Genomic DNA, 12,035 nt, shown 5'->3' with positions numbered 1-12,035 from the left:
GGTAGTCAGAGACTGGGTGACTCCGCCGATCGATCATGTCGTGCAACCGCATCGACAGCGCCAAACATCCCAATGAACTGCCCACGGAACTCTGCCCTTCCAATGCGGCTTCTAGCGCTTAATAATTACTGTATCGTGCAACGATCCACCCGGACTTTATCCCTCGAGAGATACTGTCTCTACCATCACCTCCGACACTGGTAGCATCATCACCAACGCTTTGCATCAGCGTGACACCTTCGACAGAAGCCTCAAGATGCTGTTCAGGCTCGCAGCCCGCCCCGGCCACCCACTCAACCCCGACCTCCTCCACGAATTCCTCAGCGGACTCACCATGGCGACCCGAGATCAATTTCTCACCGGGTGGCTGCACACTAGTCACGGCACCAGCGACGCGGTCGACCGCTTAATCCGCTGGGGAAGTAAAAGACCGATCGACCAAGTCGGCGCGGAGACAACACGCTTGTGGTCTACAGCGCTGCTATGGACGACAAGTGCTACTGATCGTCTCGTTCGCGATGCCACCCGCTGCATTCTCGAAGCGGCACACGATCGCGAAGCGCACCCACCAAGTCTGGACCAACCTCTGTACCCATATGGAGAGCACCGACGATCTTCCCGTTGCCTTGAGTGAACTAGAGGGACAGGACCTGATCAACGGCCTTGGGATGTCCCGGCCCCCACGAGTTACCACGGGTACGTTGGCGAATATCCCTTCAGGCATCACCACGGCGAGACCCTAAGCTCAGTGGACTTCGAATGGATGGATCCACTCAGCGTTCCAACGCGATCAGCTGTGTGGGAGCTCCTCGGCGAAAACAAGTACGCGCCAGGCAACCTCGAAACAATCTCTTTCGACGCTCCTGCACCTGAGTTCTTTGGTCGCGCACCAGACATCCTGCGATGGAACGGTCGCAACGAATGGACCGATACGAGCGGCCGACTCATCGCCGTTCTACGCCACTCCGTCAACGTTGGCCAGAACGAGCTCCTGATCGAGACCGAGTTCCTCCAGGCCTGGCTCACTACCGAACGGAAGTCACTAATCTGGGTTGAAAACACAGGAAAGGATGTCTACAAAGAGATGGGTTGGAGCGGATCCTACCCAGGAGCGCTTGTTGGCTCCCAAGTACGAGCGTGGACCCCAGGGCAGAAACTGAACTCCGTATTACCGGGCTGGCAGCGCATCCCCTCACAAGAGGGATGACTTCGCAATCGGCTCCCCACTATTCAAGGAACAGCATCGATCTGCCTTTCAGTGGTCCATTGCTCTCAGGACGAAGACCTCCTTGCGAAAGGTTCACTTGAGCTGGTTGATACCAGCGAACTGAAGCTTAAGCTGAGTTGCTCACAGGACGCGACAGCGAGCGATGAGCTGGAGGTTAAATAAACCTCCTAGGACTACACACATCGGTCATATCTGTATGCAGTTGGGAGCATTAGCGAAGCTCCCACCGCATCAACACGTCGTTCTGATTGTTGTCAGCTTGCTCTTCCGAACGTCTACTCCAAGAAATCTACTGTGATCGGATTCATGGTCTCGTTGCGGCATGATGCGCCTTTACAATCAGCGCTTGGCTCCCGCCGTCGGCGACCACCCACAGTGTGGACACGGACTTCGGGACTGAAGGTGAGGTCGCGATCGTGCCCGCGACGACCGTGTCCCCGGTCTCGCGGCGCACCGGCTTGGACTCGCCCGTGATCATCGCCTCGTCCATCGACGCGGCCCCGTCCACGATCCGCCCATCCGCAGGCACCGACGCACCCGGACGCACGATCACCACATCACCCACGACCAGATCAGCGGGGGCGACCTTCACGATCTCATCCCCGACGACCTTCTCCGCCTCATCCAGCAGCAGCGCCGCCAGCGAATCCAACGCCGAGGTGGTCTGCGCAAGGGAACGCATTTCGATCCAGTGCCCGACCAGCATGATCACGACCAGCAGCGCCAATTCCCACCAGAAGTTCAGCTCGTGACTCAGCAGCCCCGTGCTCGCCCCCCAGGAGTCGACGAACGCCACAGTGATCGCAAGCCCGATCAGCAGCATCATCCCGGGCTTACGGGAACGGATCTCACTGACTGCACCGGTCAGGAACGGCCACCCGCCCCAGAAGTAGATTACTGCACCCAGCACGGTCGATACCCAGGGCACCCAGCCCGCTTCCGTTAGGTGGTAGCCAATGACATGGGCGAACATCTCATTGAAGCCCACCGCCGGAACAGCGAGAACCAGCATGATCCAGAACAAGCGGCGAAACTTCGCCACATGACCCGCGCGACCGGCATGGCTGGCGGGGGCCGCTAGCGCATCACCATGCTCGGAATGCTCGCCTCGAGCACCATGCGCCCGATCGTGGCTGGCCCCGTGCCCATGATGAGTGTCATGCTGCACGGAATCAGCTCCGGCAACGACGTGTGACGTCACCCCATCGCGGTCATGTGACACATGGTTGCCATGTTCAGCGCTTGATGGGAGAGGACTATTCTCGGAGGCCTGCCCATTGTGGTGATGCGCATCGCCAGACGCGGGCTCTGGTTCGTGTGCGTGATGTCCTTGATGTTCTTTACTCAATGGAGAATCCCTCTCATTGGGTCAGTGCCCTGGAGACGACGATTCTCTTCGCGCTCCGGGCGCATGTCAGCTCTTCCCAACGAGTTGATATCCCGCTGCATCCATAGCTTCAGCGACCTGCGAGAGATTAAGCGGGGCCACGCTGCGAACGTTCACCTTCGAGCTCTGCCCTAAATCCAAATTGACTACAACGCTCGCCACGCCAGGCAAAGCAGACAGTTTCTCGCTGACGCCGTTCACACAATGAGCGCAGGTCATGCCCGATACCAGATACTCAGCGACAACAGCCCCAGCAGCAGGCGTTGACACGGCAGCTTCCTGTGCAGACAAAGTGGTGGCGCGGCATGCACACCCCCCTCCCGCAGCGCTCCACCCCAGGTCTTGCACATCAGGACTCCGCATCACGTATACCTCCAGAGGATTGGTCGAGCACCAATGATCGATGACTCGAGACACATCTACAATGATACCCCGTAGGGGTATATGCGTAACCCCTCGAAGCAACCAGCTACCCTCGCAGCCGAACCACTTCTCACCCATCAGTCCGTGGCAGCCGCGGACGGCGACGCCAGCGACGACGCCCGGGGCGCCGTGGCGATCCGTGAGCACCCCCGAATAAACCCCACGCGTAAATACCACTCGATGACCCGTTTTGGCACGACGTTGCCGCCACCACCATCGCTTGCGGGAAGCCATTAATCGATCGCCCCAGCGCAGCTCCACTCAGTCCTGGGCGAGTCGGATCGCCAGGGTCAGGTTGTGGCGCGCTTGAGCCCCGTCAACACGGGCGAGCGCGAATGCTGCGATGACGAGCGCGACGATGTTCTCCCTCAGATCATCCGTCTGCGCGGGTGACGATGCGGGGCGCTGGGCGCGCACGCCCCGCCCGATCGCCGAGGCGAGCTCGGCCCGATAATCGGCGACGACCCGAACCACGGCAGGGTCGCGAGCGATCGACTCTCGCGCGGTGTTCACCAGAAGGCATCCGTTGGTGGCGGACATGGAGTCGAGACTCTCGAACGCGTCCCGCAGCCCGGTCAGGTAGCCCGTGAGGGCATCGGGTGCGACCGGGTCGTCTTGGAGGGGGCGCAGGCGGGGGCGGATGACCTCGTCGAGGTACGACTGAACGGCCGCATCAAAGAGTCCGCGTTTGGAGCCGAAGGTGTTGTACAGGCTGGAGCGGCGGATACCGGTGGCATCCTCGAGGTCAGGGATAGAGGCGCCGTCATAACCGTGTTCCCAGAAGACGGCGCGGGCGGCGCGCACAACGGTGTCGCGGTCGAAGGTCTGCGTTCGGGCCATGGTCTACCTCACTCTTTCCGTAACGGTCAGTCCAGTATATACTGGAAGAGTCATTACAGAACGGGCGGGAGCCCAGTGAGGGGAAACGCATCATGGTCATCGCAGGTCTCGTGCTTGCCGGGTTGGCGGTGCTGATCCACGTCTATATCTTCTACATGGAGTCCATCGCCTGGACGGGCGCGAAGGCACGCGCTACGTTCGGCACCACGATAGAGGAGGCCGAGGCGACCAAGAGCCTCGCGTTCAACCAGGGCTTCTATAACCTGTTCCTCGCAATCGCCGTCGCCGTCGGCATCACCTTCTTCGCCTCAGGCGCGACCGCGGTCGGCACAACCCTTGTGCTCACCGGTGCCGGGTCGATGGCTGCCGCAGCACTCGTACTTTTTGCCTCCAGCCCTGACAAGCGGGGCGCGGCCCTCAAGCAGGGTGTCCTGCCGCTGCTCGGTGTCATCGCCTTGATTATCGGGCTTGTTTTCTGATCCTCACGCTCCGTTCGGGATCACGGTTCGATCCCCCAACGTATCCATCTACACGTCACAAACACGCAGGAGTACACCGCACATGTCCACGACTATCAGTACCCAGATACAGCTCGCTGCCCGCCCGGAGGGCTGGCCTACCCACGACGATTTCCGCACCGTGACGGTGCCGTTGGGGCAGCTTGAGGCCGGGCAGGTGCGGGTGCGCAACGAGTTCGTGTCGGTCGACCCATACATGCGGGGCCGAATGAACGATGTCCGCAGCTATGTCGCCCCGTATCAGCTCGGTGAGACGATCACTGGCGGTGCGATCGGCCGCGTCATCGCCTCGGAGGCGTCGGAGCTGCCGGTGGGCACCCTCGTGCTACACCAGCACGGGTGGAGCGACGTCGTGCAGGATACCGCCGCGACGTTCCGTGCCGTGCCGGATCTGCCCGGCGTGCCCTCCTCGCTGCGCCTGCACATCCTCGGGATGACGGGGCTAACCGCGTATGTCGGGTTGACCGCGATCGCGAACCTCCACCCGGGTGAGACGGTGTTCGTCTCCGGTGCGGCCGGTGCGGTGGGCACCGCGGTCGGGCAGATCGCGAAGCTCCTCGGCGCGGGCCGGGTCATCGGTTCCGCCGGCAGCGACGAGAAGGTCGCTCTGCTGACCGAGAAGTACGGCTACGACGCGGCGTTTAACTACAAGAACGGTGACGTGCGCGGCCAACTCGCGCAGGCCACGCCCGAGGGCATCGACGTGTTCTTCGATAACGTCGGCGGCGACCACCTCGAAGCCGCCCTCGACGCCTTCAACGACGGCGGACGAGCAGCCCTCTGTGGGGCGATCGCCGGATACAACACCACCGAACGCGCCCCCGGACCGGACAACCTCGCCAACATCATCACCCGCGCCCTCACCCTGAAGGGCTTCACCCTGGCCGCGTACCTGCACCTGGGTGCGGAGTTCCAGGAGAAGATCAACCCGTGGTTCGCCGCAGGGAAGATCGCCTACGACGAGACCATCGTCGATGGCATCGACCACACCGTCGACGCGTTCCTGGACATGATGCGCGGCGCCAACACCGGCAAGATGCTCGTCCGTATCCCCGCCGACACCGAGAGCGAGAGCGAGGCGGACGCGTGAACGACGACAGCCTCGTCGTTCACGTCGACGGCGGCCTCGTCCAGAGGCAATGATCCGGCGGAGTGGAAACCTGGCGCGGGCTCGCGTTCACCGCACCTGTCACTGGCCAGCTGCGCCTGCGAGGCCCGCAACCGGCGGAGCCATGGGATGGCGTGCGGGACGCGACCCAATTCGGGTCCAATCCTCGCCAGCGGATCGGAGTGGGCGCGACACACCGCATAGACGTTCGATCTGACTCTGCGTCAACCTTTCCTGATAGCACAGAGGCAGCTCCGGATTCGTGAGAGCCTCCGAACACAGGGAACGATGCCGTGTATCGTCTCTCCCCGCCCGCAATCCATATCTGCGAAGGGCGAGCAATCGCCGAAATGTCGACCGCAGTAGGATCTCAGATCGATTGAGAAGGACTACCTGCACGCCTTCCCATTCACTCGACTGAAAAACAGCCTCGCCTGCCAGGCGGGTACCTGGTCAAACTAAGCGTTTGACGAGTTCCAGGAACGTGTCACTCCCAGCCTGCCATTCCTGGGCAGCAGATCGCGATCAGCCCCGCGGCGCAGCGTCGCATGAGCCCAGTTAATCGACTACTCGCCATCCACCTATCCCAAATGGACACACAATCGCCGCCGAGCTTGTTGGTAACGGCCCACCTCGCCTCGCGGCTGCCTTCTACGCGGATCAACGCGACTGCGGAGTCGAACTTTGTTAGCTGAGCCGCATCTGTACCCGGTCGGAAATCCCGACATGCGGGGTATGTTCGAGAACATGTCGAAGGGGTCGGTGGCGTTAGTAGAGCTGGACGCGCCTCGCACCGCTTTCGGTCAGAGCCCGCGGAGTGCGCCTTCCAGCTCGCGCTCTGCATCGCGGTCGGCTTGGACACCAGCGGCGAGCTACCTCAGGCGAACTCGGTGGCCCCGGGGCCCTAGATGCCCATTTCCTGTCGCCCCTCTAGCTGGTATGCGGAGACGTCTTCGGAGGGTACGGAAGCCTTTACGACCTGTGTGATCGCAAAGACGATCGCCGCGACTTGAATCGGCCTGACTCTTTCTCCGTCACGATTGGAACGAGAGTCAGGCCGATTAAGTTCAACGCATGAGTCCGAGCCGGTCACGCCCCTGTGTCCGGTGCGTGTTTGCCGCTGACGCCTGCGCGGCAATGTCGCGAAGCCGTGTCAGCGCAACAGCTGCCCGTGCGAGACCGATCTTCTGAGCATCACTATCCGGGGCTCGACCTAGTGGCGATTTCGCAGTGATCCCGTAACGATCGCGGTACGCCGCTACCGTGCGCGCTTCGCGGCGCCACGTCGCCGTTGCTCGCTGTTCGGCAGGTGACTCTCCGAGTCCAAGCGCCCAGTCCTGCTTCTCGCTGACAGCGCGGTCGAGTATCTCGTTAGCACGTTGCTCAATGAGCTCCCGGCGCTCGGTGAGAGCATCCTGCCTCTCGGCGCTTTGTGTCTCGTCCTGTGTCCTTAAACAAAAATCCCACCTCATAACGAAGTGGGATTTTATTGTTTCACCTAGTCAAAGCTAGTTTTATTGTGTCGGGTTGACAGGATTTGAACCTGCGACCCCTTGACCCCCAGTCAAGTGCGCTACCAAGCTGCGCCACAACCCGATTGTCTCTGTTTAGCCTTGCGGCTTCCCTGAGCACTCGTATTACTATACACAGTTTTTTCTGACTGTGCCAAATTCTGCAAGGCCCTTTTTAGGAGTTTTACAACGCGTTCTCCATCACACATCAACCTGCCTTGAACAGTGAAATATTCTGCAGAAAGGAAAGCCGGGGTAGAGCTCATGGCGAGCCCTCCCCCGGACAATCACTACAGGTTACAGTCTTCTGCCCTAGCGGCGTCCACCCTTAGAACTCTTGCCAGCCTGACGCTCACCGAGAGTGCGGCGCTCGCGCACGCGCATAGTGATTTCAATGGGAGTGCCGGTGAAGTCGAAGGTCTCACGCAGACGGCGCTGGATGAAGCGGCGGTAGCCGGGGTCCAGGAAGCCGGTGGTGAAGAGAACGAACTTAGGCGGGCGGGATGAAACCTGGGTGCCAAAGAGGATGCGGGGCTGCTTACCGCCACGCAGGGGGTGCGGGTGGGCAGCAACGATTTCACCCAGGAAGGCATTGAGGCGACCGGTGGGGATGCGGGAATCCCAGCTATCCAGTGAGTGTTCCAGAGCGGGGACCAGCTTGTCCTTGTGCCAGCCAGTTTTTGCCGAAATATTGACGCGAGGTGCCCACTTGATATGGGCCAAATCGCGGTCAATTTCGCGCTCTAGCAGCTCACGGCGGTCTTCATCGAGGGTGTCCCACTTGTTGAAGGCCAGCACCATGGCACGGCCAGAATCGATACCCATCTGGATGATGCGAACGTCCTGCTCAGAGATCGGCTCTGAAACATCCAGCAGTACCACGGCTACCTCAGCGCGCTCGATGGCAGTCTGGGTGCGCAACGAGGCGTAGAAGTCTGCGCCCTTGGCCATGTGAACGCGGCGGCGGATACCGGCGGTGTCCACGAAACGCCAGGGACGTCCGCCCAGCTCCACGATCTCGTCCACCGGGTCGCGCGTGGTGCCCGCAAGTTCGTTCACCACAGCGCGCTCTTCGCTTGCCAGCTTGTTGAGCAGTGAGGACTTACCAACGTTGGGGCGACCGATCAGGGCGACGCGGCGGGGGCCACCTAGAGCTTCGGGCTCAGCGTACTGGGAGTGCTCGGGCATAACCTCCAGCACGGCGTCCAGCAGGTCAGCCAGACCGCGACCGTGCAGACCAGACACCGGGTAGGGCTGGCCCATACCTAGTGCCCAGAGAGCGTGCACGTCGGGCTCCTGGTGGGTGTCATCGATCTTGTTGGCAATCAGCAAGATGGGCTTATCCACGCGGCGTAGCATGCGCACAATGGACTCATCAGTTGCCGAAATGCCGACCAGGGCGTCAACCACCAGCAGCACAACATCGGCGTGTGCCACAGCAATTTCTGCCTGTGCAGCGACCTGAGCATCAATACCCTTAGCATCGGCTTCCCAACCACCGGTATCGACCAGGGTGAAATCTTTGCCAGACCATTCGGCTTTGTAAGAAACGCGGTCACGGGTAACGCCAGGTTTATCTTCAACTACTGCTTCGCGTCGGCCCAGAATACGGTTGATGATGGTGGATTTACCGACGTTGGGGCGACCAACAATCGCCACCACGGGGTCAGCTTCTTGGTCATCGTCCTCATCCACGTCGAAGCCCCAGGCGCTCAGCATGGCGCGGTCTTCTTCGTTAAGGTCGTAATCCTGCAGGCCTGCTAGCAGGGCTTCAGCGCGCTGGTCAGCAGTTTCATCATCAATCTCAGCTAGGCGTTCTGAGACGTCATCCTCACCGCCGCCCAGAAATTTTACTTCGTAGTCATCATGGGGTGCTTGTTCTTCTGCCATGTGCCTCTCCTTCTATCCCTGCCGCGGCACGTGCCGCAGCAGATTCTTCGTTCTTGTGTAGTCTAATCGATGGTGCGTACGGGCTCGCCGTTAGCGGCCCAAAGCAGTATTAACTGCCGCAATCACTGCATCGATGGTTTCTTCAAAGTTTAGGTCGCTGGAATCCACCAGGGTGACACCTGGCGCTGCTTCGGTGAAGCTAGTGGTCTTTGAATCCTTCTTATCACGCTCTGATACCTGATGAACCAGCTGATCCTTGTTCTGGGTACCCCCCAGCTGAAGGCCGCGGCGAGCCAGACGCACCTCTTCACGAGCGGTGAGCAACACACGAGCATCCGCATCGGGGGCTACCACGGTGGTGATATCGCGCCCTTCGGCTACCATGCCATTCTGTGCCTCAGCAATAAAGCGGCGTTGCAAGTCAATCAAAATCTGACGTACTTCCAGGTTGGAAGCAACCGATGAGACGGCTTCAGAGATACGGGGCTCGCGGATCGCTTCTCGTACGTCCACTCCCCCCACCTCAATGACCTCTTCATCGGGGCTGGTGCCCTGCACGTAAGGGAAAGTGCGAGCGGCAGTAACCAGCGCTGTGGCGTCCTCTACGTCTACTTTTTCGTTCAGGCAGTACCAGGTCAGGGCACGGTACATAGCACCCGTGTCGAGGTATTCCAGGTTGAAGTGGCGTGCAACTGCCTTAGAAACCGAGCTTTTACCCGAGCCGGAGGGGCCGTCGATTGCAATAACAAGTGTGTCAGTCATAGTTTTACCTTACGTGACAACCTTCCAGCCGCGGCTGGTGAGGTCATCAACTAGTTTTTCGTGTTCACTAGGGTTAACAGAAATTTCTGCCATACCCACGGGGGCACCCGGCGAGTGTTCCAACCGTAGATCTTCGAGGTTCACGCCCAGCTCGCCAATCTCGTGTAGTAGCCGAGATAGCGTGCCGGGGGTGTCATCCACCAGCACGGTGAGCTGGGCAAAGGCGCGTGGTGCCCCGCCGTGCTTACCCGGAATGCGGGCTACACCGTGGTTGCCTTCACTCATCAGCTGGGCAATATCGAGCCGGGATCCTGAGTCTGTAGGAGCCTCAAGCGTTGAAATAAGACGCTCTAGGTCTTCGCGTACCCCGTAGAGAGTTTGAACGACAGGCTGCGCGTTGGCCGCCAAAATCTGCACCCAGAGGTTGGGGTCGGACGCCGCGATGCGGGTGGTATCGCGCAGCCCCTGCCCTGCCAGCCCGAGTGCGTAGAGCGGAGTGTCCTGCAAGCGGGAAGCTAGCAGGGAGGACATCACCTGGGGCACGTGAGAAATCAGTGCCACGGTGCGGTCGTGCTCGCTGGCGTCCAAGAAGGTTACAGTTGAGCCCAGCTCAACGGCTACCTGCTGGGCTAGTTTGACCAGTTCCCGGCGCACCAGTGGGTGCTCGCAAAGAACCCAGGGGCGGGCTGCGAAGAGTTCGCCGCGGGCAGCTACCGGCCCAGATTTCTCGCGGCCGGCCATGGGGTGGGTGCCCAGGTAGCGGGTAGCATCAGCACCGGAAGCCAGCACATCAGCCAAGATGGCGGACTTCACCGATGCCAAATCAATGACGAAAGCCTGCGGGTATTCGCCCAGAGCCTTAACGACCAGTTCAGCGGTGACATCCGGTGGGGCTGCCACCACTACCAGTTGCGGTTCTAAAACGAAGCCGGCTTCTGCGCCCCACTCTTCTGCAACAGCTCGCAGGGAGGTACCGGCCCCAATATCCTCAGCGACAGCCTCAACCGTAGGCGAGATATCGCTGATATAAACCGTGTAGCCCAGGTTGCGCAGCCCCAGCCCGGCAGATGCTCCCAGGAGCCCCGCGCCAATCACCAGCACGGGGCCGGTCAGTGTAGCTGAGAAAGCGCTCATTACATATCCACCGATGCCAGCAACTTGCCGATTTCTACCTTAGAGAGATTACGCACGGTGCCCTGCTTCTGTGAGCCGATGTGCAGCGGGCCCATCTCTACACGGACCAGCTTCTCGACGGGGTAGCCTACCTGCTCAAACATACGGCGGATAATGCGGTTCTTGCCGGAGTGGATGGTCACTTCAACCAGCACGTGGCCGGGGGTAGAGTCAACCAGCTTGAACTCGTCCACGCGGGTTACGCCGTCTTCAAGGCGCAGACCCTTCTTCATGGCAGCGCCGATACCGGGCTCCATGGGGCCGGGTACCTGCACCAGGTAGGTCTTGGGCACCTCGTAGGAGGGGTGGGTCAGGCGGTTAGCCAGCTCGCCGTCGTTGGTCAGCAGAAGCAGACCCTCGGTTTCGACGTCTAGGCGACCTACGTGGAAGACACGCTCGGTCATGGAGGAGCGCAGGAAGTTGCTAATGCAGGGGCGGCCATCGGGGTCTTCCATAGATGAGACAACGCCCTTGGGCTTGTTGAAGACCATGTAGACCAGCTTGTCGTTGGTCTGGATGGTCATGCCGTCCACCTGGATGCTGACCTTGGTGGGGTCAACGCGCACACCCAGTTCGGTGACCAGCTGGTCATTGACGGTCACGCGGCCTTCCTCAATCATTTCCTCGCAGACGCGGCGCGAGGCAACGCCGGCTGATGCCATGAGCTTCTGCAGGCGGACGCCCTCGTGGTCGTAGAACTCGTAGTGGTCTACCGGTGCGTTCTTAGGACGGCGGGGGCGGTGGGGACCAAAGTTTTTGGTAGCGCGGTTGTTAGGGCGGAATTCGCCCATCTCACCGGCGAAGGGCTGACCCGAACGGAACTTGGGGCCTTTACCGCTACCGGCCTTGCGGGGTCCGCCGGGAGTGCCGGGCTTGGCGCCGCGGTTGCTCTTGAAGCCGCCACCCGATGAACCGTCGCGGCCACCTTCACCGAAGGAACCGTAGCCGCGCTCTGAACCACCGCGTGAAGACCCACCGCGTGAAGACCCACCGCGTGAAGATCCACCGCGCGAGGAACCTCCGCGACCGGCACCGCCAGAGCGGCCACGTCCGCGGTATTCGTTGCTCTTTCCGTAGCCGCGTCCTGCGCCGCCACGTCCAGTGTTACCGCTTCGTCCTGAATTGTTTCCATATGCCATTGTGATGACCTCTTTCATTCGTGGGTGGGCGCTTTGTGCGCCCGTTTCGTTGTCTA

10 protein-coding genes, 1 tRNA gene and 1 pseudogene are annotated in these 12,035 nt (G+C 60.7%); 4 read left to right on the top strand and 8 right to left on the bottom strand.

Annotation, left to right across the window (positions count from 1 at the left end; translation table 11 throughout):
- Positions 1-763 precede the first annotated feature (763 nt).
- A complete protein-coding gene (locus M3668_RS05090) occupies positions 764-1,207 on the top strand; it encodes a hypothetical protein (protein WP_251379740.1) in 444 nt (147 codons plus the stop codon).
- 331 nt (positions 1,208-1,538) lie between these two features.
- Here the strand turns inward: M3668_RS05090 and M3668_RS05085 are convergent.
- The 3 genes and pseudogenes from M3668_RS05085 to M3668_RS05075 all read right to left on the bottom strand — a co-directional run.
- A pseudogene (locus M3668_RS05085) lies at positions 1,539-2,450 on the bottom strand (P-type ATPase actuator domain-containing protein); the annotation flags it as partial.
- Positions 2,451-2,642: 192 nt separating this feature from the next.
- Positions 2,643-2,978 carry a heavy-metal-associated domain-containing protein gene (locus tag M3668_RS11220; RefSeq protein WP_502948953.1) on the bottom strand — a complete coding sequence of 112 codons (336 nt, stop codon included), beginning with the start codon at positions 2,976-2,978 and terminating at the stop codon, positions 2,643-2,645.
- Positions 2,979-3,299: 321 nt separating this feature from the next.
- Positions 3,300-3,878, bottom strand: a complete 579-nt coding sequence (locus tag M3668_RS05075) for a TetR/AcrR family transcriptional regulator (protein WP_251379739.1) — start codon at positions 3,876-3,878, stop codon at positions 3,300-3,302.
- 92 nt (positions 3,879-3,970) lie between these two features.
- Between M3668_RS05075 and M3668_RS05070 the strand changes: the two genes are divergently transcribed.
- The 3 genes from M3668_RS05070 (at position 3,971) to M3668_RS11120 (ending at position 5,770) form a co-directional block, all read left to right on the top strand.
- Positions 3,971-4,357 (top strand): DUF1304 domain-containing protein, encoded by a 387-nt coding sequence (locus tag M3668_RS05070; protein WP_251379738.1) that lies wholly within the window; start codon positions 3,971-3,973, stop codon positions 4,355-4,357.
- 82 nt (positions 4,358-4,439) lie between these two features.
- On the top strand, positions 4,440-5,486 hold the full coding sequence (locus tag M3668_RS05065; RefSeq protein ID WP_251379737.1) for an NADP-dependent oxidoreductase: 1,047 nt from the start codon (positions 4,440-4,442) through the stop codon (positions 5,484-5,486).
- A gap of 62 nt (positions 5,487-5,548) precedes the next feature.
- The gene (locus M3668_RS11120) at positions 5,549-5,770 is read left to right on the top strand and encodes a carboxylesterase family protein (protein WP_353055967.1); all 222 of its coding nucleotides are present in this window, start codon (positions 5,549-5,551) and stop codon (positions 5,768-5,770) included.
- A 1,256-nt stretch (positions 5,771-7,026) separates the two neighbouring features.
- On the opposite strand, the gene M3668_RS05060 is transcribed toward M3668_RS11120, so the two are convergent.
- From M3668_RS05060 to M3668_RS05040, 5 genes are all read right to left on the bottom strand, one after another.
- A tRNA-Pro gene (locus M3668_RS05060) sits at positions 7,027-7,100 on the bottom strand.
- A 227-nt stretch (positions 7,101-7,327) separates the two neighbouring features.
- Positions 7,328-8,905 carry a ribosome biogenesis GTPase Der gene (gene der, locus M3668_RS05055; RefSeq protein ID WP_251379736.1) on the bottom strand — a complete coding sequence of 526 codons (1,578 nt, stop codon included), beginning with the start codon at positions 8,903-8,905 and terminating at the stop codon, positions 7,328-7,330.
- A gap of 90 nt (positions 8,906-8,995) precedes the next feature.
- The gene (gene cmk / locus M3668_RS05050) at positions 8,996-9,667 is read right to left on the bottom strand and encodes a (d)CMP kinase (RefSeq protein ID WP_251379735.1); all 672 of its coding nucleotides are present in this window, start codon (positions 9,665-9,667) and stop codon (positions 8,996-8,998) included.
- A gap of 9 nt (positions 9,668-9,676) precedes the next feature.
- On the bottom strand, positions 9,677-10,801 hold the full coding sequence (locus M3668_RS05045) for a prephenate dehydrogenase (RefSeq protein ID WP_251379734.1): 1,125 nt from the start codon (positions 10,799-10,801) through the stop codon (positions 9,677-9,679).
- Positions 10,801-11,979, bottom strand: a complete 1,179-nt coding sequence (locus M3668_RS05040) for a pseudouridine synthase (protein WP_251379733.1) — start codon at positions 11,977-11,979, stop codon at positions 10,801-10,803. The genes M3668_RS05045 and M3668_RS05040 overlap by 1 nt, the downstream gene beginning before the upstream one ends.
- Positions 11,980-12,035: the final 56 nt, after the last annotated feature.

It is taken from the genome of Rothia sp. P100 (assembly GCF_023712425.1).
Lineage (GTDB): Bacteria > Actinomycetota > Actinomycetes > Actinomycetales > Micrococcaceae > Rothia > Rothia endophytica.
The sequence above is the reverse complement of the archived record's forward strand: the minus strand, read 5'-3'. Positions and strand labels throughout refer to the sequence as shown.